General features: G+C 72.2%; 19 protein-coding genes and 1 tRNA gene. 12 read left to right on the forward strand and 8 right to left on the reverse strand.

Annotation, left to right across the window (positions count from 1 at the left end):
* Positions 1-22: 22 nt before the first annotated feature.
* Positions 23-880 carry a DUF1684 domain-containing protein gene (locus KY498_RS15930; RefSeq protein ID WP_191008897.1) on the forward strand — a complete coding sequence of 286 codons (858 nt, stop codon included), beginning with the start codon at positions 23-25 and terminating at the stop codon, positions 878-880.
* A gap of 4 nt (positions 881-884) precedes the next feature.
* Here KY498_RS15930 and KY498_RS16575 read toward each other — a convergent pair whose 3' ends face one another.
* The 4 genes from KY498_RS16575 to KY498_RS15955 all read right to left on the reverse strand — a co-directional run bounded on the left by KY498_RS16575 (position 885) and on the right by KY498_RS15955 (position 4,894).
* Complete coding sequence (locus tag KY498_RS16575; RefSeq protein ID WP_223849527.1) at positions 885-1,967, reverse strand: GNAT family N-acetyltransferase; 1,083 nt, start codon at positions 1,965-1,967, stop codon at positions 885-887.
* Positions 1,968-2,035: 68 nt separating this feature from the next.
* Positions 2,036-3,037: an ABC transporter substrate-binding protein gene (locus KY498_RS15945; protein ID WP_219879425.1), complete on the reverse strand. Its 1,002-nt coding sequence runs from the start codon at positions 3,035-3,037 to the stop codon at positions 2,036-2,038.
* A 49-nt stretch (positions 3,038-3,086) separates the two neighbouring features.
* A complete protein-coding gene (locus KY498_RS15950) occupies positions 3,087-3,860 on the reverse strand; it encodes an amino acid ABC transporter ATP-binding protein (protein WP_061782543.1) in 774 nt (257 codons plus the stop codon).
* The gene (locus KY498_RS15955) at positions 3,857-4,894 is read right to left on the reverse strand and encodes an amino acid ABC transporter permease (protein WP_191008895.1); all 1,038 of its coding nucleotides are present in this window, start codon (positions 4,892-4,894) and stop codon (positions 3,857-3,859) included. The genes KY498_RS15950 and KY498_RS15955 overlap by 4 nt, the downstream gene beginning before the upstream one ends.
* Before the next feature lie 237 nt (positions 4,895-5,131).
* Here KY498_RS15955 and KY498_RS15960 point away from each other — a divergent pair, with 237 nt between their 5' ends.
* On the forward strand, positions 5,132-5,527 hold the full coding sequence (locus KY498_RS15960) for a rhodanese-like domain-containing protein (protein WP_191008894.1): 396 nt from the start codon (positions 5,132-5,134) through the stop codon (positions 5,525-5,527).
* A gap of 26 nt (positions 5,528-5,553) precedes the next feature.
* Here the strand turns inward: KY498_RS15960 and KY498_RS15965 are convergent, their stop codons facing one another.
* The 3 genes from KY498_RS15965 to KY498_RS15975 all read right to left on the reverse strand — a co-directional run bounded on the left by KY498_RS15965 (position 5,554) and on the right by KY498_RS15975 (position 7,018).
* Positions 5,554-6,114: a hypothetical protein gene (locus KY498_RS15965; protein WP_191008893.1), complete on the reverse strand. Its 561-nt coding sequence runs from the start codon at positions 6,112-6,114 to the stop codon at positions 5,554-5,556.
* Between the two features lie 47 nt (positions 6,115-6,161).
* Positions 6,162-6,234: transfer RNA gene (locus tag KY498_RS15970), tRNA-Arg, on the reverse strand.
* A gap of 16 nt (positions 6,235-6,250) precedes the next feature.
* Positions 6,251-7,018, reverse strand: a complete 768-nt coding sequence (locus KY498_RS15975) for an SGNH/GDSL hydrolase family protein (RefSeq protein ID WP_223848954.1) — start codon at positions 7,016-7,018, stop codon at positions 6,251-6,253.
* 114 nt (positions 7,019-7,132) lie between these two features.
* Here KY498_RS15975 and KY498_RS15980 point away from each other — a divergent pair, with 114 nt between their 5' ends.
* The 10 genes from KY498_RS15980 to KY498_RS16025 all read left to right on the forward strand — a co-directional run bounded on the left by KY498_RS15980 (position 7,133) and on the right by KY498_RS16025 (position 19,631).
* Positions 7,133-7,978 (forward strand): transglutaminase family protein, encoded by an 846-nt coding sequence (locus KY498_RS15980; RefSeq protein ID WP_191008835.1) that lies wholly within the window; start codon positions 7,133-7,135, stop codon positions 7,976-7,978.
* A 390-nt stretch (positions 7,979-8,368) separates the two neighbouring features.
* Complete coding sequence (locus tag KY498_RS15985; RefSeq protein WP_191008834.1) at positions 8,369-10,036, forward strand: arginine--tRNA ligase; 1,668 nt, start codon at positions 8,369-8,371, stop codon at positions 10,034-10,036.
* Position 10,037: 1 nt separating this feature from the next.
* Positions 10,038-10,880, forward strand: a complete 843-nt coding sequence (locus KY498_RS15990; protein WP_191008833.1) for a DUF2993 domain-containing protein — start codon at positions 10,038-10,040, stop codon at positions 10,878-10,880.
* 134 nt (positions 10,881-11,014) lie between these two features.
* Positions 11,015-12,451: a diaminopimelate decarboxylase gene (lysA, locus tag KY498_RS15995; protein ID WP_191008832.1), complete on the forward strand. Its 1,437-nt coding sequence runs from the start codon at positions 11,015-11,017 to the stop codon at positions 12,449-12,451.
* A complete protein-coding gene (locus KY498_RS16000; protein ID WP_191008831.1) occupies positions 12,448-13,788 on the forward strand; it encodes a homoserine dehydrogenase in 1,341 nt (446 codons plus the stop codon). Before lysA ends, KY498_RS16000 begins: the two co-directional genes overlap by 4 nt.
* A 49-nt stretch (positions 13,789-13,837) precedes the next feature.
* Positions 13,838-14,908 (forward strand): threonine synthase, encoded by a 1,071-nt coding sequence (gene thrC, locus KY498_RS16005; RefSeq protein WP_060959190.1) that lies wholly within the window; start codon positions 13,838-13,840, stop codon positions 14,906-14,908.
* Positions 14,905-15,846 (forward strand): homoserine kinase, encoded by a 942-nt coding sequence (thrB, locus tag KY498_RS16010; RefSeq protein ID WP_060959191.1) that lies wholly within the window; start codon positions 14,905-14,907, stop codon positions 15,844-15,846. The genes thrC and thrB overlap by 4 nt, the downstream gene beginning before the upstream one ends.
* A gap of 165 nt (positions 15,847-16,011) precedes the next feature.
* Positions 16,012-18,096 (forward strand): transcription termination factor Rho, encoded by a 2,085-nt coding sequence (rho, locus tag KY498_RS16015; protein WP_191008830.1) that lies wholly within the window; start codon positions 16,012-16,014, stop codon positions 18,094-18,096.
* 8 nt (positions 18,097-18,104) lie between these two features.
* A complete protein-coding gene (prfA, locus tag KY498_RS16020; RefSeq protein ID WP_060958901.1) occupies positions 18,105-19,181 on the forward strand; it encodes a peptide chain release factor 1 in 1,077 nt (358 codons plus the stop codon).
* Between the two features lie 45 nt (positions 19,182-19,226).
* On the forward strand, positions 19,227-19,631 hold the full coding sequence (locus tag KY498_RS16025) for a phage holin family protein (RefSeq protein WP_060958900.1): 405 nt from the start codon (positions 19,227-19,229) through the stop codon (positions 19,629-19,631).
* A 7-nt stretch (positions 19,632-19,638) separates the two neighbouring features.
* Here KY498_RS16025 and epsC read toward each other — a convergent pair whose 3' ends face one another.
* Positions 19,639-20,244 carry a serine O-acetyltransferase EpsC gene (gene epsC / locus KY498_RS16030; protein WP_191008829.1) on the reverse strand — a complete coding sequence of 202 codons (606 nt, stop codon included), beginning with the start codon at positions 20,242-20,244 and terminating at the stop codon, positions 19,639-19,641.

Raw genomic sequence — 20,244 nt, forward strand, 5'->3', positions numbered from 1 at the left:
CCCATCCCCACGAGGAGAGAAGATGACCAGCACGATCACCGCGGACGTCGAGCGGGCGCGGTTCGCCCACGAGTGGGAGACGTGGCATCTCGCGCACGAGGAGCGACGCAACAGTCCGCTGGGCTTCCACGCGATCACCGGGCTGGCCTGGCTCTCGGCCGACCCGGTGCGCCTGGAGGGCGCGCCGGGGGCGTGGAGCGTCGGAGTGGACGGCGCCGTCGTCGACCTCGCCGCGGGTGAGACCCTGACCCTGGACGGCGTCGCCATCGGCGGGCGCCACGTCTTCGGGATGCTGCCCGAGCGCGCCTCCGTGCTCCTGGGCTTCACCGACGGTGACGTCGAGGGCGCGATCGAACTCGCCCGCCGCGGGGGCCACACGATCGTGCGTCCCCGGCGCGCCGACCACCCGTTCCTGGTCGCGTATCCGGGGACGCCCGCCTACCTCCCCGACGCGCGGTGGCGCGTGCCCGCCCGCTTCGTGCCGTTCGAGACCCCGCGTCCGACCGAGGTCGGCTCGGCCGTCGACGGTCTCACCCACGTCTACGACGCGCCCGGCCGCCTGGAGTTCGCCTGGGAGGGGGAGACGCTCGCCCTCACCGCCTTCCCCGGTCACGGCGGCGGCCTCCTCGTGCTGTTCACCGATGCGACGAGCGGGCGCACGACCTACGCGGCGAACCGCTCGGTCGCGGTGGACGCCCCCGATGCGGACGGCTGGACGGCGATCGACTTCACCCGCGCGACGAACCTGCCGTGCGCGTACACCGACTTCGCGACGTGCCCGTTGCCGCCGAGCGAGAACCGGCTGCCGATCGCGGTCGAGGCGGGCGAGAAGACCCCCGTCTCGCGCGTGCACGGCGAGACGGCGCCGGTGCCGGCCTGAGCGGTCAGCGCTCGCCGGGCCCGCTCGCCGGGACCTCCTGCGCCGGGATCTCTTTCGCGAAGCAGTGCGAGAAGGCGAACGGCGTGTAGGGCTCGTAGATCCCGATGGGGGTGTAGCCCGCCTTCTCGTAGAGCGCCACGGCGTCGTGCTGCCGGTCCCCGGTCTGCAGGATGAGCCGGCGCGCGCCGCGGTGCTGTGCGATGCGCTCCAACTCCGCGAGCAGGGCCCGGCTCACGCCACGCCCGCGCGCGCGGGGGTGCACGAAGAAGCGCTTGATCTCGAGGTCACGGATGCCGTCGTGGGCGAGATCGCGCAGCGCGGCGTGCCCGACCGGGGTGCCGTCCTCGTCGAGGGCGATCAGGGTGGCGACGATCGTCGCGGGGTCGACGGCGAACGCCCTCTCGGCGACGGCCGGGTCGCCGTCGCGGAAGCGGTCGGCGTAGCGGGGGCTGACCTCGGCATCCATGAGCTCGCGGAGCGCGGCGGCGCGGGTGTCGGCCCAGGGGACTTCGAGCAGTCGCCCGCGCTCGTCGGCGGCGCCCTCGGCAGGGGGCGCGGGTGCGGGAGCCAGGTCGTAGCCGAAGGCGAGGAGCGTGACGATGCGGCCCGGCTCGAGCTCGCGTGCCTGCTCCCGGTCGGGCAGCCGGCGGAACCCCAGCTTCGCGTACAGCGCGTGGGCCCCGGTCATCTCCGGACCCGAGTTCATGACGACGCGGTGCGAGCCGCGCTCGCGGGCCAGCGCGATGACGTGGCGCGTCAGCGCGGCGCCGATGCCGCGGCCGCGCGCCGACGGGGCGACCGCGAGCTGGCGGAAGTCGGTCTCGCCCGGCCGTCCGATGTCGGGGTTGAGGGCCCGGTTCGGCCGCGACACCCACACGGTGCCGACGATCTCTCCCGTGTCGTCGACGGCCACCCACACGTCGCCTGTGCGCACGCGGGAGGCGACGTCGCGCAGGGAGGCGAGATAACCGTCGGACAGCGCGCCGTAGCTGGCGAGGTACGCGGCGTCGGCCGGCGACGCCGGGTCGTGGGCCGCTCGCGCGGGCGCGGCGGGAGCGGGGACGGGGACGGGGGAAGAAGGGGGCATCGGATCTCCAGAGGACGAGGATACCGGCCGGTCCCGCGGATGGGACCGGCCGGTGGGAGAACGCGGACTCAGGACTTCGGCAGACCCTGCGGGTTGACCTCGCTCTTGTCGACCCGCTCGCCCTCCAGACCCCAGGTCTTCAGGAGCTCGTCGTACTGGCCGCCGTCGATGATGGCGTTGAGGGCGATCTGGACCGGCTCGATGAGGCCGTTGCCCTTCTTCGTCGCCGCCGCGATGTTGGCCGTCAGCGGCCAGCCGCCCGACACCAGCCCGACGAGCTTGGTGTCACCGGTCTCGCGCGCGCCCCAGGCGGAGGTCGCGTTGGGGCCGAAGGTGGCGTCGGCGCGACCCGACTGGATCGCGAGCGTCGCGGCCGCGTTGTCGTCGTAGTAGACGAGCTCAGCGGGCGCCTTGCCCTTCTTCTCGAGCTCCGCGTTCCAGGCGAGCAGCACCTTCTCCTGGTTCGTGCCCGAGCCCACGATGATCTTCAGCCCCGAGATGTCGTCGGAGCCCGCGATGGAGGTGATCGCGCTGTCGGACTTCACGTAGAAGCCGAGCTGGTCGACACGGTAGCTCGCGAAGTCGTACAGCTCCTTGCGCTCCTCTGTCACCGTGACGTTCGACGCGATGAGGTCGTACTTGCCCGACTGGATGCCGAGCGGCCAGTCGGCCCAGGCGACCACGACGGGGTTGTACTCCAGCCCCAGCGCCTCGGCGATCAGCGAGCCGATGTTCGGCTCGGTGCCCGCGACGTCCGTCGCGGCCGAGGTGCCCTCCGGCTGGTAGCTCAGCGGCGGGACGAAGGCGCCGATCGCGACGGTGAGCTTCCCGGGCTCGATCGGGGTGAAGCCGCTCTTCTTGAGCGCCTCGACGGCGGCGGGAACGGACGAGTCCAGGTGGACCCAGTGGATGCCGGAGGCGGACACGTTCGCGCTGGTCTCGGTCGGGCCGGGCTCGGCGGCGGTCGCCGAGCCGTTGAGGCTGACCGCCGTGATGATGCCGCCGACGATCGCGGCGACGGCGACGACCGCGATGCCGAGGGCGATGCCCTGCTTCTTGCTGATGGCCATGTGCTGTGTTCTGCTTTCTGTGTTTCGGGTGTGATCTGCGGTGGGGTTGTCAGGAGAGGACCTTGGCGAGGAACTCCTGCACGCGGGGGTGCTGGGGACGCACGAGGACCTCGGAGGGCGGACCCTGCTCGATGATGCGACCGCCGTCGAGGAAGACGACGCGGTCGGCGACCTCGCGTGCGAAGCCGACCTCATGGGTGACGATGACCAGCGTGGTGCCGAGCTGCGCGAGGTCGCGGATGACGTCGAGCACCTCGCCGACCAGTTCCGGATCGAGGGCGCTCGTCGGCTCGTCGAACAGGATCACCTTCGGTGCGAGGGCCAGCGCGCGGGCGATCGCCACCCGCTGCTGCTGACCGCCGGAGAGCTGGCGCGGGTAGCGGTCGGCCTTGTCCGCGAGGCCCACGCGGTCCAGCAGCCCCAGCCCGAGCTCGCGGGCATCCTCCTTGGAGTGTCGCCCGAGGGCGATCGGCGCCTCCGTGACGTTCTCCAGGGCGGTCAGGTGCGGGAAGAGGTTGAAGTTCTGGAAGACGATGCCGATCTGCGTGCGTCGCGCGAGCACGTCGCGCTCGCGCAGCTCGTGGAGGACGCCGCCGCGCTTCTCGTAGCCGATGAACTCGCCGTCGACCGTGACCGAGCCGGCATCCACCGTCTCGAGGTGGTTGATGGTGCGCAGCAGGGTCGACTTGCCCGAGCCGCTGGCGCCGAGGATCGCCACGACCTCGCCGGGGGCGATCGTCAGATGGATGCCGCGGAGCACCTCGATGCCGCCGTAGCTCTTGTGCACGTCGTGGATCTCCACGAGTCCCGTCGTCGCGCTCATGACCGTCCTGCGACCTTCTCGTCGTGCGGCACCGGTCGCGCCGCTGTCGGGTTCTCGTCGGCCAGGCGCGCCCACTGCGCGGCGATCCACGCGCGCGCCTTCTGTACCGGTGTGGGCGGGAGCACGCGCACGGTTCCGCGGGCGTAGTGGCGCTCGATGTAGTACTGCGCGATGCTCAGGATCGTCGTGACGATCGTGTACCAGACCACCGCGACCAGCAGCAGCGGGATGACGCGGCTGTTGCGGTTGTAGATGACCTGCACCGCGTAGAAAAGCTCGGGGATGGCGATGACGAAGAGCACCGACGTCCCCTTGACGAGACCGATGACCTCGTTGGTCGCGTTGGGCACGATCGAGCGCATGGCCTGCGGGAGCACGATGCGGGTGAGGCGGCGGCGGGGCGGGATGCCGAGCGAGGCGGCGGCCTCCAGCTGGCCCTGGTCCACCGACAGCAGTCCACCGCGGATGATCTCCGCCGAGTAGGCGGCCTGGTGGAGGGAGAGACCGAGCACGCCGGCCGCGAACGCCGAGATCAGCTGGACGGTGGGGAACTCGACGATCCAGAAGTCCGTCGTGAACGGCGTTCCGAGGCCGAGGGTCGGGTAGAGGTAGCCGAGGTTGTACCAGACCACCAGCTGCACGACGAGCGGCACCGAGCGGAAGAACCAGATGTACAGCCAGGCGGCGCTGTTCAGCAGCGGCGACTTCGCGAGGCGGGCCAGGGCGATCAGCGTCCCGAGGAGGAAGCCGATCACGGCCGAGACCGCCGTGTACAGCAGCGTCAGACCGAGTCCGCGCAGGACCGGCTCGGAGACGAAGTAGCGCGCGAACACGTCCCACTCGTAGTTCTCGTCGGTCACGAGCGACCACGCGAACTGCGCGAGGACGAAGATCACGACGGCCGCGAGCGCCCAGCGGAACCAGTGTTTCGTGCGGACGACGCGGATGGTGCCGAGGTCCCACCGGTCGCCGTCGGGCGGCGATCCGGGGGCGGTCGCGGACGCGCCGGTGGCGCGGGCCAGGGTGTCGGTCATGGAAGCCTCTTTCGGGCCGTTCTCTCGGGAAGGCTCATCGGGGACGAGCCGGTTGCCTGACGGTAGAGAGCGGCACGGGCGCACGGCAAACACCGTTCGTCACGGCCCGTGATCATCCGTAGCGTGGCGTCACACAGAGCAATCCGGCGACGCATCGGCCGGCGCTGCGCGGGGCGCACCTATCGTCGGACGCATGCGGACCACCCCCTTCCGATCCCGACCCACGAGGAGACATCCGTGACCCACGACCACGTCGCACCCGCATCCACCCCCGCCGTCGAGGCCCCGCTGATCAGCCCGGAAGAGGCCGCCGACCGGTTCGCGGCCGGCGCCGTCGTGGTCGACGTGCGCAGCGACGCCGGTCGCGCCAAAGACGGGGCGATCCCCGGGGCGATCCGCGGTGACCGCGATCGCATCGACGCGCAGTTCCTCCTCGACTCTCCGGAGAAGCTCGCCGAGATCACCGAGTGGGATCAGGACATCGTCATCGTCTGCGGATCCATCCGCGGCTCGGGACCGGTGGCGCAGAAGCTGCGCGAGAGCGGCTTCACCAACGTCGCGCACGTCGACGGCGGCTTCCCCGCCTGGCGCGACGCGGGGGCACCGGCGGCCGAGCTCCCGTCCGAGGGCTGAATCCCCGACGGCCCGCATCCTGCCCGCTAGGCGTGCTGCAGGATGCGAGCCGTCGTGCGCGCGCTGAAGTGCAGCGCCGCGAGAGGGATGCGCTCGTCCGCCGCGTGGAACTGGCCGAAGACGTCGAAGCCCCGCGGCACGCGGAGCGGGATGAACCCGTAGCCGTGGATGCCGAGGCGTGCGAAGTGCTTGTTGTCGGTGGAGGCCGGGAGCAGGTACGGGACGACGATGCCCTGCTCGTCCTCCGCCGCCATCGCCGCCTGCAGGGTCTCGATCAGGGTTCCGACGAAGCCGAGGGCGTCGAGGTCGTCGTCGCGCGTCTCGGGGGAGAAGGAGAGCCCCCGTGCCGCGCCGAAGAGGTCCGGACGGTGCTCCACGAGCCATCCCGCGCCCCACACGCCACCGCTCTCCTCGTCGGCGAGGAACGCGAGGACGAGATCGGCGACACACGTGTCGACGGTGTCGATGCGGATGAGATCGCGGGCGAAGGCGACGGCCTCCTCTCCAGCAGTGTCGTGCGGGTCATGTCTCGACGGGAGGAAGAGGGGTGTCCCCGTGCCGCGAGATGAGCGCGTGTGACGGCGCATGACGACGCGTGACGCGGACGCGTCGCGACGACGTGCGGAACTAGGAGTGCCCCCGACAGGAATCGAACCTGCGACCTTTGGTACCGGAAACCAACGCTCTATCCCCTGAGCTACGGAGGCGTACCGATCGAGGGTATCACCGCTGCAGCGCCGCGACCGCCGCCGCGAGCCGCTCCGCGAGGTAGCGGTGCCCGGCGGTCGAAGGGTGCTGGCGCCCGGCACCGGCGTCGATCACCTGCGCGTAGTTCGCCGGCGTGATCCACCGCTCCCGGACGGGGGAGATGTACCACCAGCCGCGCGCAGCGGCCGCGGCGGCGAGATCCGCGTCGATCCGCGCCGTCGCCGCTTCGACGGGCAGCACCTGCGGCGCCGGCCCGAGGATGACCACCTGCGCGCGGGGGAGCCGATCGGCCAGGGCGTCCCACGCGGCATCCACCGCCTGCCGATAGCCCGCCGCCGGCTCACGTCGATCGTTGATCGAGCCCTGCACGATCACGAGGTCCGGATCGAGCCGCGGGTCGAGCGCCGCGATGCGCGTGGCGTAGTCGGGCCCGTCGATCCCGGGTGTGAGATACCCGGAGCCGCGCACGCCGTCGACCACCGTCGTCCAGCCGGCGAGCTCGCCGACCACGGCGGCGTAGCCGAGGGCCGGTGATGCGGCTGCCGAGCCGTACGTCCAGGAGTCGCCGAACACCAGCACCGTGGGGTGATCCGGCAGCACGAGGGATGCCGGTGCCACCGCCACGGCGTCGCTGCCGGAGGCCGTGACCGCGGCCGGTGCCGGGTCGGCGATGCGCATCGCGAGCTGCCAGACGCCCACGCCGCAGGCGACCGCGACGAGCGTCGCGAGCGTCGCCCGTGCGCCCGCCGGAAGGCGGCGACGCGGGCGGCGGGCGGCGGACATGCGACGAGAGTAGGTCACGGCCGGCACAAACCGGAATCGGCCGTCGGGGACCCGCGTGAGAGGGTCCGGACATCCGTGTGCGCGACCGCCTCCGCGGCGTGCGAGGATACTGCGGTGCAACGCCTCGTGACCGCCGAACTGGACCTCGATCTCGGGGCCTCCGTCGACCTCATCTTCCAGATCGCGGCGGCCCAGCCGGCCCCGGTCCTGCGCGAGGAGTTGACCTTCACGCAGGGCGATCGCGTGTACACCCCGACGGAGATCATCGACCAGTCCGGGAGTCGGCTGCACCGCCTTCTGGGCGAGTCGGGACGTCTCGAGGTGCGCTACGAGGCGCTCATCGAGGGCCACGTCGCCCAGCGCGCGACGAGCGACCTGGAAGCCATCACCTACCTGCGCCCCAGCCGCTACTGCCAGTCCGACGAGGTCTTCTCGCAGGCGCGGCGTCAGTTCCGGGGGCTGCAGGGCCTCGACCTCATCGCGGCCGTCAGCGAGTTCGTCGCCTCCAGCACGACCTACACGCCGGGGCTCAGCCAGGGCACCGACTCGGCCGTCACCACGCTGATGACCGGCCAGGGCGTCTGCCGCGACTACGCGCACGTCGTCATCGCCCTGCTGCGGGCCATGGACATGCCGGCCCGCTACGCCGCGTGCTTCGCGCCGGGGCTGCGCCCGATGGACTTCCACGCCGTCGCCGAGGCCTACCTCGAGGGCAGCTGGTACGTCATCGACGCCACCCGGCTCGCGAACCGCCGCTCGCTGGTGCGCATCGCGACCGGCCGCGACGCCGCCGACTGCGCGTTCCTCAGCTACCACGGCGGCTACGTCGGCCTGCAGCGGATGCGCGTCGACGCGTGCGTCCTGCCGGACGACGCGTCCGACGTCGCGGCGCAGGATGCCGCGGCCGCGGCATCCGACCCCGCTCTCGACGACTTCGCCGAGCTCGTCCAGCTCGCCTGACCCGGCCGCCACCGCCATCGCGGCCGCCACCGCCACCGCGGCCGTGAGGCTCGACGCGCCTGCGCAACTCCGCCTGTGCGTCACCAGGCTGCGGCTATCGCTCCCACGCGCACGACCGAGCTGGAGTTGCGCACGGCGGCGGCGCGCGGATGCGGCCTGAGCCTCCGACGGCGCCAGCCGGGCCGCCACCGCGGCCGTGGGTCTCGACGTGCCTGCGCAACTCCGCCTGTGGTCTGGTGTCCGCAGCTTTCGTGGCTTCGCAGACGTCTCAGGTGGAGTTGTGCCGGCGCCTGCGCGCGGGGAGGGCCCCGCAAGACCCCGCACCTCACGACGGATGCCGAGCCGGGCACGCAGGTTGCGGGCGGCACGCGCCCGTAGACTTGACGGGCTATGAACCCCGACGCCCTCTCCGCCGCCCTCCTCGCCGTCATCGCCCCGCTCGCCGAGGCGCGACGCCCCGGTGCGAGCGCCGGTCTGACCGCGGCCGACCTGCCGCTGGAGCGGCCGCGCAACCGCGACCACGGCGACTGGGCGTCCAACGCCGCGCTGAAGCTCGGCAAGGCGGTCGGGGCGAACCCGCGCGAGTTCGCGCAGGAGATCGCCGACGCGCTCGCCGCCACCGACGGCGTCGCGAGCGTCGAGGTCGCCGGTCCCGGCTTCATCAACATCCGTCTCGAGGCGGGCGCCGCCGGTGCCCTGGCCCGGGCGATCGTCGAGGCCGGCGCGGCCTACGGCACCAACGAGACCCAGCGCGGGCAGAGCATCAACCTGGAGTTCGTGAGCGCGAACCCGACCGGCCCGATGCACATCGGCCACACCCGGTGGGCGGCCCTGGGCGACGCGATCGCGCGGGTGCTCCTGGCCAGCGGTGCGACGCTCGTGCGCGAGTTCTACATCAACGACGCGGGCGCGCAGATGGACCGCTTCGGCCGTTCCGTGCTCGCCGCCATCAAGGGCGAGCCGACCCCCGAGGACGGCTATCCGGGCTCCTACATCGACGACCTCGCCCGTCGCGTCCTCGCCGAGCTCCCGGGCATCCTCGACCTGCCGGCGGAGGACCAGGTGGTCGAGGCGCGCGATCGGGCGTATGCCCTGCAGCTGGCCGACCTGCAGGCGTCGCTGGAGAAGTTCAACGTCCACTTCGACGTGTTCTTCAGCGAGCGCACGCTCCACGCCCACGGCCCGAACGGCGAGCCGAGCCTCGTCGACGAGGCCGTCGACCGCCTGCACGCCCAGGGGCACGTGTTCGACCAGGACGACGCCGTGTGGGTGCGCACGACCGACTTCGGTGACGACAAGGATCGCGTGATCCGTCGCTCCAACGGCGAGTACACCTACTTCGCCGCCGACGCCGCCTACTACCTCAACAAGAGCGACCGCGGCTTCGCACACAAGATCTACCTCCTCGGCGCCGACCACCACGGCTACGTCCACCGCCTCAAGGCGCTCGCGGGCGCGGCGGGCGACGACCCCGAGAAGGACATCGAGGTGCTGATCGGCCAGCTCGTCTCGGTCAACGGCGCGCGGCTGTCCAAGCGCGCCGGCAACATCATCGAGCTCGACGACCTGCGCGACTGGCTCGGCACCGATGCGCTGCGCTACTCGCTCGCGCGGTACCCCGCCGATTCGCCGCTGACCCTCGACCCCGAGATCCTCACGAAGCGCACGAACGACAACCCCGTCTTCTACGTGCAGTACGCGCATGCCCGCACGCACAACGTCGCGCGCAACGCGGCGGACTCCGGCGTCGACCGCAGCGCGTTCGTGCCCGAGCTGCTGGACCACGAGAGCGAGTCGGCCCTGCTCGGCGCCCTGCAGGAGTTCCCGCGCATCGTGGCCTACGCCGCCGAGGTGCGCGAGCCGCACCGTGTCGCGCGCTACCTCGAGGAGCTCGCGAGCCTGTACCACCGCTGGTACGACACCTGCCGGGTGACGCCGCTGGGTGACGAGCCGGTCACCGACCTGCACCGCACGCGGCTCTGGCTCAACGACGCGACCGGTCAGGTGCTGCGCAACGGACTCGGACTCCTCGGTGTGAGCGCGCCCGAGCGGATGTGACGTGAGCGACCAGCACCCCACCCAGCCGCTTCCCGACCCGACGGCGCAGTGGGTGCTGTCGACGGATGCCGCGGCATCCGCACCGCGACGACGCCGCAGCCGCCGCTGGCCGTGGCTGATCGCCGTGCTCGCGGTCGCGGCGCTCGCCGTCGGCGCGTGGTTCGCGGGGGAGTACATCGCCCGCGGTGTCGTGGAGCGGACGATCCGCGAGCAGGTCGTGTCGCGGCTCGACCTCCCCGCCGACCAGCAGATCGACGTCGCCGTCCCCGGTCAGATGCTGCCGCAGCTGATCGCGGGCCGTCTCGACGAGGTCACCGTGTCCGCCGCGGACGTCCCGCTCGGGCAGCTCACGGGCGACGTCGAGGTGCACGCCGCGGGTGTGCCCGTCGGCGGCGACCAGCCGCTGCAGAGCGCGTCGGCGACCGTGCGTCTGGACGAGGCCCAGGTGCGGGGGCTGCTCGGCACCGTCGAGGGCTTCCCGGCGGATGCCGTCACGCTCGAGGCGCCGGACATCGTGATGTCGACGGAGCTGAGGCTGTTCGCCCTGTCGGTGCCGGTCGGGGTGAGCCTCGCCCCCTCGGCGTCGGACGGCGACCTGGTGCTCACGCCGCGCACGCTGCGGGTGTCGGGCGCCGAGGTGTCGGCCGACGTGCTGATCGACCAGTTCGGCGCGGTCGCGCGCACCGTGGTGCGCGACTGGGACGTGTGCGTGAAGCAGTACCTGCCCGCCGGGCTCACGCTGTCCGCGGTGCGCGTCGACGGATCGCAGGTGGTCGCGGACATCGCGGTCGATCCGCGGATCACCGTCGACACGGCCCTGCAGCAGAAGGGCACGTGCAGCTGAGGCGGGGCGGGCCCGGGGGGTCTCGCGGGGGTCGTCACATGCGTGAGGCGGCATGCGGGGGTGCCCTAGACTTCTAGGACTGCCGGGCGTGACGTGACCGTCGGCAGCCCGACCCCACACGATTGGTTCCGCACGTGTCCGCCGCCTCCGACCGCCCGCTCGTGCCCGCGTGGCTCACCGTGCCGGACGATGCGAACGCGCTCGCCGCGGCCGTGTGGCCGGCCTCGGCCGCCCGCGACGACGACGGCCAGCTGCTCATCGCCGGCGTCGGCGCCGCCGCGCTGCGCGCCCGCTTCGGCACACCGCTGTACGTCCTCGACGAGGATGCCGTGCGCCGCCGCGCCCGCGAGGTGCGCGAGGCGTTCGCCGCCGCCGCCGCCCGCCACGGGGTGCAGGCCCGGGTCTACTACGCCGGCAAGGCGTTCCTGTCGACGGAGGTCGTGCGGTGGGTCACCGAAGAGGGGCTCGCGGTCGACGTCGCCACCGGTGGTGAGCTCGCCGTGGCCCTCGCCGCCGGCGCCGACCCGTCGCGGCTCGGGCTGCACGGCAACAACAAGTCGGTGGCCGAGCTGGAGCGCGCCGTGGAGATCGGCATCGGCTCGATCGTCATCGACTCCCGCATCGAGCTCGAGCGGCTCGCCGCGATCGTGGAGCGCCGCGTCGCCGCCGGGGCCGAGCCGCAGGCGGTCCTCGTCCGCGTGAACAGCGGCGTGCACGCCGAGACGCACGACTTCCTCGCGACCGCCCACGAGGACCAGAAGTTCGGGTTCGCCCTCGCCGACGCCCCGGCCGTCGTCGCCCGCATCCGCGAGCTGCCGGGCCTGCGCTTCGTCGGCCTGCACTGCCACATCGGCTCGCAGATCTTCGGCGCGCGCGGCTTCGAGGAGTCCGCGGCTCGCGTGGTCGACCTCCACGCGCAGCTGCTCGCCGGCGGCGACATCCCCGTCCTCAACCTGGGGGGCGGCTTCGGCATCGCCTACACGTCGGTCGATACGCCCACGCCCATCGCCGCGCTGGCCGACGGCATCGTCGACGCCGTCGCGCGCGAGTGCGAGGTCCGCGGCATCCCGCTGCCTCACCTCGCCTTCGAGCCGGGCCGCACGATCGTCGGCCGCGCCGGTGTGACTCTGTACGAGGTGGGCACCGTCAAGCCCGTGCAGGTCAGCGACGAGCTCGAACGGCTCTACGTCAGCGTCGACGGCGGCATGAGCGACAACGCGCGTCCGGCGCTGTACGGCGCGCAGTACTCCGCCCGTCTCGCATCGCGCACCTCGGATGCCGCGCCTGCCCTGGCCCGCGTGGTGGGCCGTCACTGCGAGTCCGGCGACATCGTCGTCGACGCGGAGTACCTGCCCGGCGACGTCACCCCCGGCGACCTGCTCGCCGTGCCCGCGACCGGCGCCTACTGCTTCTCGCTGTCGAGTAACTACAACTACGTGCCGCGGCCGCCGGTCGTCGCCGTCCGGGACGGCGCGGCACGGGTGATCGTGCGCGGCGAGACCATCGACGACCTGCTGGCGCGCGACCTCGGGGTCGCCTCCGGCTCCCCATCCGGCGAGGAGAACGAATGACCGACTACCGTCGACTGCGTGTGGCCCTGCTCGGGGCGGGGGCCGTCGGGTCCCAGGTCGCCGCGCTCCTGCGCAAGCACGCGGACGAGCTGGCCGACCGCGCCGGCGCCGCGCTCGATCTCGTCGGCATCGCGGTGCGCAACCCCGACGCGCCGCGCGACGCGGACCTGCCGCGCGAGCTGTTCACCACCGACTCCGAGCAGCTGATCGTCGGCGCCGACATCGTCATCGAGCTGATGGGCGGCATCGAGCCCGCCCGCACCGACATCCTGCTGGCGCTGTCGTCGGGCGCCGACGTGGTCACCGCCAACAAGGCGCTGCTGGCCACGCACGGCCCGGAGATCTTCGACGCCGCCGATCAGGTGGGCGCGTCGGTGTACTACGAGGCCGCCGCCGCCGGTGCCATCCCGATCATCCGACCGCTGCGCGACTCGCTCGCCGGCGACCGCGTGCAGCGGATCATGGGCATCGTCAACGGGACGACCAACTACATCCTCGACCGCATGGACAGCGAGGGCAGCGGCTTCGACGAGGTCCTCGCCGACGCGCAGAAGCTCGGCTACGCGGAAGCGGACCCCACGGCGGACATCGAAGGCTACGACGCGGCGCAGAAGGCGGCCATCCTCGCCTCGCTCGCCTTCCACACCGCCGTCCCGCTCGACGCCGTGCACCGCGAGGGCATCACGCGCATCGACAAGCAGGCGATGGATGCCGCCCATCACGCCGGCTACGTCATCAAGCTGCTGGCCGTCTGCGAGCGTCTCGCCGACGCCGAGGCTGACTCGCCCACCGGCGAGGCGATCTCGGTGCGCGTGTACCCCGCCCTGGTCCCGCGCGAGCACCCGCTGGCGAGCGTGCACGGCGCCAACAACGCGGTCTTCGTCCAGGCCGAGGCGGCCGGGAACCTGATGTTCTACGGCGCGGGCGCCGGCGGCGTGCAGACGGCGTCCGCCGTGCTCGGCGACGTCGTGTCGGCGGCGCGGCGCCACATCGCCGGCGGGGTCGGGGTCGGCGAGTCCACGCGCGCGAACCTCCCGGTGCTCCCGATCGGCCGCGTCACCACGCGCTACCAGATCACCCTCGAGGTCTCCGACGAGCCGGGTGTGCTCGCGACGGTGGCCGGCATCCTCAGCGAGGGACGCGTGTCGATCGCGACGGTCGAGCAGACGATCGAGCCGACCGCGCCCACCGAGGTCGAGGACGCTCCGGGCGTCGCGCGGCTGGTCATCGGCACCCACACGGCACGCGAGCAGGACCTCAGCGACACCGTCGACCGTCTCGCCGCCAGCGGCGTGGTCGGCCGCGTCGTGTCGGTCCTGCGCGTCGAAGGCAATTGATCCGGGGAAACTGAACTCGCGGTCGCGGCACCGCAAGAAGGAGATGGACATGGCACACGTCTGGCAGGGAGTCCTGCGCGAATACGCCGATCGGCTCGGCGTCACGGAGACGTCGACGGTCGTGACGCTCGGCGAGGGCGGCACGCCCCTGATCCCCGCCGCGGCGCTCTCGCAGCAGACCGGCGCGAACGTCTTCATCAAGTTCGAGGGCATGAACCCGACCGGCTCCTTCAAGGACCGCGGCATGACGGTCGCGCTCTCGCGCGCCGTCGAGCACGGCGCGAAGGCCGTCATCTGCGCCTCGACCGGCAACACGTCGGCATCCGCCGCCGCCTACGCGGCGCACGCGGGCATCACGGCGGCCGTGCTGGTCCCGGAGGGCAAGATCGCGATGGGCAAGCTCAGCCAGGCGGTCATCCACGGCGGTCGGCTGATCCAGGTGCGCGGCAACTTCGACGACTGCCTCGAGATCGCGCGCGAGCTCGCCGACAACTACCCCGTCCACCTCGTCAACTCGGTCAACCCCGACCGCATCGAGGGGCAGAAGACGGCCGCCTACGAGGTCGTCTCCCAGCTCGGCGACGCCCCCGACTTCCACCTCATCCCCGTCGGCAACGCCGGCAACTACACGGCCTACTCCCGGGGCTACCGCGAGGAGGCCGCGCGCGGCGTCGCGACCAAGGTGCCGCGCATGTTCGGCTTCCAGGCCGAGGGCTCCGCGCCGCTCGTGCGCGGCGAGGTCGTCCGCAACCCCGAGACGATCGCCTCCGCGATCCGCATCGGCAACCCCGCCTCGTGGGAGCTCGCCCTCGAAGCGCGCGACGCGACCCAGGGCTGGTTCGGCGCCATCGACGACGCGCGCATCCTCGCGGCGCAGAAGCTGCTGGCCAGCACGGCCGGCGTCTTCGTCGAGCCCGCCAGCGCGATCGGCGTCGCGGGCCTGCTGGACCGCGCTGAGGCGGGCGTGATCCCCGCCGGCGCGACCATCGTCATCACCGTCACCGGCCACGGCCTCAAGGACCCCCAGTGGGCCCTGCGCAACGCCGACGGCACCGAGGTCGAGCCCACCGTCGTCGACGCGACGACCAGTGAGGTCGCGTCCGTCCTCGACCTGGCATGACCGCGGCAGAGGCGGGGCGTGCCGTCGCGGTGCGCGTGCCCGCGACGAGCGCCAACCTCGGGCCCGGCTTCGACACGCTGGGCCTCGCGCTGAGCTCGTACGACGAGCTCGTCGTCACGGCGCTGCCCGAGCCGGGGCTGGAGATCGTCGTCTCGGGGGAGGGCGCCGCGGACGTGCCCACCGACGCCTCGCACCTGGTCGTGCGGGCCATGGCGTACGCCTTCGAGGCCTCCGGCCGTCCGATGCCCGGCATCCGTCTCGTCGCGCACAACACCATCCCGCACGGGCGCGGCATGGGCTCGTCGGGCGCGGCGGTCGTCGCCGGACTGCTCGCGGCCCAGGGGCTGCTCGCCGGCGATGTCGAGCTCGGTCCCGACACGCTGCTGCGGCTCGCGACGGAGCTCGAGGGGCACCCCGACAACGTCGCACCGGCGCTGTTCGGCGGCCTCACGATCGCGTGGATGGACGAGAACGGCCCGCAGCACAAGAAGCTGCTGGTGCACCGCGGCGTGGCTCCGCTCGTGTTCGTCCCCGACTTCACGATGTCCACGTCGGTCGCGCGCGGGCTCGCGCCCCTGCAGGTCACGCGCGAGGACGCCGTCTTCAACGTGTCGCGCTCGGCCCTGCTGATCGCGGCGCTCACCCAGAGCCCGGAGCTGCTGATGGCGGCCACCGAGGACAAGCTGCATCAGTCGTACCGGGCCCAGGCGATGCCGGCGACCGACGAGCTCGTTCGCGCCCTGCGTGCCCGTGGCTTCGCGGCGGTGGTGTCGGGAGCCGGACCGAGCGTGCTCGTGCTCGCCGACGGTCCCGGTCAGCGTCTCGCGGCCGCGGAGGTGGCGGCCACCGTCACGGACACTCCGTGGGAGCCGCGCATGCTCGCCGTCGACGTCAGGGGTGGTACAGTGAGGAACCATACGGAGGGTGCCACGGCGTGACCGTGAATCTGGCCTCCGTCGCAATTCTGCGAACCACCGCATAACCCTCACGTTGCACCATCGCGCGTCTGAGCTAGACGTGCATGCGCGCACGAGAGCGGTAGCGCCTGTCGTGGACGGCGCGATGCGGACGGTCCCCGTCCACATGCCTACGAAGGAGAACTCGTGGAGTCCCTCTCCGAGATCCAGACCGAGAACATCGAGAACGTCGAGAACACGGAAGCCGCCGGCGACGCCGCCGCGACCGAGGTGACCGACGCCCCCACCGCCGACGAGACCCCGGCGGAGGAGACCCCCGTCGAGGAGGCCGCCGCCGAGGAGGCTCCCGCGGAGGAGGCTCCCGCGGAGGAGGCTCCCGCGGAGGAGCCCGTCGCGCCGGAGGAGCCCGCCGCCGAGGCCGTCCAGAGCGAGGCCCCCGACGTCGAGGTGCCCTCGGATGCCGAGGCCCCCGCCGCCGCGAGCGAGGAGGCGCCGGTCGTCGAGAAGCCCGTCAAAGCGCCGCGCAAGCGTGCCCCGCGCCGTGCGAAGAGCACCGACGTGCCGGCCGCCGAGGCGACGGATGCCGAGGCTCCCGCCGCCGAGACCGCCGCCGCCGAGACCGTCGCCGAGACCGTCGTCGAGACCGCCGCCGAGAGCGCGGACGCGCCCGCCGAGACCGCCGCGCCGGCGGAGACCCCCGACACCGCGGCTGCGGCCACCGACGCCGTCGCCCCGTCCGGTGAGGGCGAGACCGCTCCTGCCCAGGACGAGACGGGTGCCGCCGCCGACGCCACGGCATCCGGCGAGAACGCGGCCGAGGGCGAGACCCCCAGCCGCAGCCGCAGCCGTTCGCGCAGCCGCAGCCGCAACCGCGGCCAGCGCGGCGAGAACGCCCAGGCCGCGCAGAACGCCCCGGCCACGCAGGGCGGTCAGAACGCGCCGGCCGCTCCCGCGGCCCCCGCCGAGGACAACACGTCGAACGACGACGCCGACGAGCAGGGTCAGGGACGCGGTCGTCAGCGCAACAAGCGTCGCGGCGGACAGAACCAGAACGGCGACGAGTTCGAGACCGAGATCGGCGAGGACGACGTCCTCATCCCGATCGCCGGCATCCTGGACGTGCTCGACAACTACGCGTTCGTGCGCACGACGGGCTACCTGCCCGGCGCCAGCGACGTCTACGTCTCGCTCGGCCAGGTCAAGAAGTACAACCTGCGCAAGGGCGACGCCGTCGTCGGCGCCATCAAGCAGCCGCGCGAGGGCGAGCAGTCGAGCCGCCAGAAGTACAACGCGCTGGTGAAGGTCGACGCCATCAACGGCCTGTCGGTCGACGACGCCGCCGAGCGCGTCGAGTTCGGCAAGCTCACGCCGCTCTACCCGCAGGAGCGCCTGCGCCTGGAGACGGCGCCGGAGAAGCTCACGCAGCGCATCATCGACCTCGTCGCCCCGATCGGCAAGGGCCAGCGCGGTCTCATCGTCGCGCCGCCGAAGGCCGGCAAGACGATCGTCCTGCAGCAGATCGCGAACGCGATCGCGACGAACAACCCCGAGGTCCACCTCATGGTCGTGCTCGTCGACGAGCGCCCCGAAGAGGTCACCGACATGCAGCGCACGGTCAAGGGCGAGGTCATCGCCTCGACCTTCGACCGCCCGGCCGAAGACCACACGACCGTCGCGGAGCTCGCCATCGAGCGCGCCAAGCGCCTCGTGGAGCTCGGCCGCGACGTCGTCGTGCTGCTCGACTCGATCACGCGTCTCGGCCGCGCCTACAACATCTCGGCGCCCACCAGCGGCCGCGTGCTCAGCGGTGGCGTCGACGCGTCGGCCCTGTACCCGCCCAAGCGCTTCTTCGGTGCCGCCCGCAACATCGAGAACGGCGGATCGCTCACCATCCTCGCGACGGCGCTCGTGGAGACCGGCTCCAAGATGGACGAGGTCATCTTCGAGGAGTTCAAGGGCACCGGCAACAGCGAGCTGCGCCTGTCGCGTCAGCTGGCCGACAAGCGCATCTTCCCCGCCGTCGACGTCAACGCTTCGTCCACGCGCCGCGAGGAGATGCTGCTGAACCCCGACGAGGTCAAGATCACCTGGAAGCTGCGTCGCGCCCTCGCCGGCCTCGACCCGCAGCAGGCTCTCGAGGTGGTCCTCGGCAAGCTCAAGGAGACGAGCTCGAACGTGGAGTTCCTCTACCAGATGCAGAACGTGCAGATGAAGTCGGTGTCCACGACCGCCGGCGGCCACAGCCACGGACACGAGAACAGCATCCGCTGAGCGGGACCGTGTTCGAGTCCGTCCAGGCGCTGATCGACGAGCACCGCGCGGTCCAGGAGGAGCTCTCCGACCCCGCGGTGCACGCCGATGCCGCCCGCGCGAAGCGCGTCAACCGTCGCTACGCCGAGCTGTCGAAGATCGTCGCGGCGCACGACGCGTGGCGCGCGGCGGACGACGACCTCGCCGCCGCGCGTGAGCTCGCCCGTGAGGACGACGCCTTCGCCGACGAGGTCCCGGTCCTCGAGGAGCGGGTCGCCGCCGCGCAGGAGAAGCTGCGGCGCCTGCTCATCCCGCGCGACCCCGACGACGCGCGCGACGTGATCCTCGAGGTCAAGGCGGGGGAGGGCGGCGCCGAGTCGGCCCTGTTCGCGGCCGATCTCCTGCGGATGTACCTGCAGTACGCGGCATCCATGGGGTGGAAGACCGAGCTGCTGGAACGCAACGAATCCGATCTGGGCGGCTACAAGGACGTCCAGGTCGCGATCAAGGGCAGCTCGACCGACCCCGCGCAGGGGGTGTGGGCCCACCTCAAGTACGAGGGCGGCGTGCACCGTGTGCAGCGCGTCCCCGCGACCGAGTCGCAGGGGAGGATCCACACGTCGACGACGGGTGTCCTCGTCTTCCCGGAGGTCGACGAGCCCGAAGAGGTGCAGATCGACGCGAACGACCTCAAGATCGACGTGTTCCGCTCGTCGGGTCCGGGTGGACAGTCCGTCAACACGACCGACTCCGCGGTGCGCATCACGCACCTGCCGACCGGCATCGTCGTCTCGATGCAGAACGAGAAGAGCCAGCTGCAGAACCGCGAGGCCGGCATGCGGGTGCTGCGTGCCCGGCTGCTCGCCAAGCAGCAGGAGGAGCGGGATGCCGCGGCATCCGACGCCCGCCGTTCGCAGATCCGCGGCATGGACCGTTCCGAGCGCATCCGCACGTACAACTTCCCCGAGAACCGCATCGCCGACCACCGCACCGGCTACAAGGCCTACAACCTCGATCAGGTCATGGACGGCGCCCTCGGGCCCCTCATCGAGTCGGCCATCGCCGCCGACGAAGAGGCGCGGCTGGCGGCGCTCGGCGGCGACTGACCGCGTGGGTCGTCGCGCGCCGACGGATGCCGCTACGCTCGCGTCATGATCACGTTCCTCCTGCGCGCCCTCGTCTTCCTCGCGTCGGCGGCGGTCGGCCTCATCGTCGCCGACATCGTGCTGCCCGGCTTCACGATCGACTGGCGCAGTCCGTTCGGGTTCATCCTGGCGATCGTGATCTTCGCGGTGCTGCAGAGCGTCCTCGCCCCGTGGCTCGCGCGCGTCGCCCAGCGCAACGCGCCGGCCTTCCTCGGCGGCATCGGCATCGTGTCGACCTTCGTCGCGCTGTTGGTGACGGCGATCATCCCGGGGGCGGGGCTCACGATCGGATCGCCCTGGTGGACCTGGGTGGTCGCCCCGATGATCGTGTGGGTCGTCACCGCGATCGCGGCGTTCCTGCTGCCCGCGGTGCTCCTCAAGAAGAAGGTCGAGAGCCGCCGCGCGTCCTGACGATGCGTCAGATGTAGTACTCCGGCGTCGTCAGCAGCGCGCGGGTGTCTTCGCCCGCGCGGCGCGTGCGCGCCTTCGCGGGAACGCCGACCAGCACCGAGTCCTCCGGTGCGTCGCGCGTGACGACCGCGTTGGCCCCGATGACGGATCCGGCGCCGATGCGCACGGGGCCGAGGATCTTCGCGCCGGCGCCCACCGCCACGCCGTCGCCCAGGGTGGGGTGGCGCTTGCCCGCGTCGCGGGTGCGTCCGCCGAGGGTGACGCCGTGGTAGAGCATGACGTCGTCACCGATCTCGGCGGTCTCGCCGATCACGACGCCCATGCCGTGGTCGATGAAGAAGCGGCGCCCGATGCTCGCACCGGGATGGATCTCCACCCCGGTCAGCCAGCGCGTCAGCTGCGACAGGGCCCGGGCCGGGAAGCGCCAGCCGCGCCGCCACAGGGCGTTCGCCAGGCGGTAGGACCAGATCGCGTGCAGCCCGGAGTAGAGCACGGCGATCTCCGCCGCGCCGCGGGCTGCGGGGTCGCGCAGCTTCGCGGCCGCGATGTCCTCGCGGACGCGGGCGAACGCCCCGAGTCGCGGCGCGGCGGAGGGGCCGGTGGTGCGGGTCAC

Origin of the sequence: Microbacterium sp. PAMC21962 (genome assembly GCF_019443465.1) — a bacterium.
In the GTDB taxonomy this organism is placed as follows: Bacteria; Actinomycetota; Actinomycetes; order Actinomycetales; family Microbacteriaceae; genus Microbacterium; species Microbacterium hominis.

What these genes read in the sequence shown, in the direction of transcription:
- thrB (WP_060959191.1), top strand. Translation starts at nt 14,905, where the DNA reads ATGACCGCGGCAGAGGCGGGGCGTGCCGTCGCGGTGCGCGTGCCCGCG.
- KY498_RS16000 (WP_191008831.1), top strand. Translation starts at nt 12,448, where the DNA reads ATGACCGACTACCGTCGACTGCGTGTGGCCCTGCTCGGGGCGGGGGCC.
- KY498_RS15975 (WP_223848954.1), bottom strand. Translation starts at nt 7,018, where the DNA reads ATGTCCGCCGCCCGCCGCCCGCGTCGCCGCCTTCCGGCGGGCGCACGG.
- KY498_RS16575 (WP_223849527.1), bottom strand. Translation starts at nt 1,967, where the DNA reads ATGCCCCCTTCTTCCCCCGTCCCCGTCCCCGCTCCCGCCGCGCCCGCG.
- KY498_RS15955 (WP_191008895.1), bottom strand. Translation starts at nt 4,894, where the DNA reads ATGACCGACACCCTGGCCCGCGCCACCGGCGCGTCCGCGACCGCCCCC.
- KY498_RS15965 (WP_191008893.1), bottom strand. Translation starts at nt 6,114, where the DNA reads ATGCGCCGTCACACGCGCTCATCTCGCGGCACGGGGACACCCCTCTTC.
- KY498_RS15950 (WP_061782543.1), bottom strand. Translation starts at nt 3,860, where the DNA reads ATGAGCGCGACGACGGGACTCGTGGAGATCCACGACGTGCACAAGAGC.
- KY498_RS15930 (WP_191008897.1), top strand. Translation starts at nt 23, where the DNA reads ATGACCAGCACGATCACCGCGGACGTCGAGCGGGCGCGGTTCGCCCAC.
- KY498_RS15985 (WP_191008834.1), top strand. Translation starts at nt 8,369, where the DNA reads ATGAACCCCGACGCCCTCTCCGCCGCCCTCCTCGCCGTCATCGCCCCG.
- thrC (WP_060959190.1), top strand. Translation starts at nt 13,838, where the DNA reads ATGGCACACGTCTGGCAGGGAGTCCTGCGCGAATACGCCGATCGGCTC.
- KY498_RS15945 (WP_219879425.1), bottom strand. Translation starts at nt 3,037, where the DNA reads ATGGCCATCAGCAAGAAGCAGGGCATCGCCCTCGGCATCGCGGTCGTC.
- KY498_RS16025 (WP_060958900.1), top strand. Translation starts at nt 19,227, where the DNA reads ATGATCACGTTCCTCCTGCGCGCCCTCGTCTTCCTCGCGTCGGCGGCG.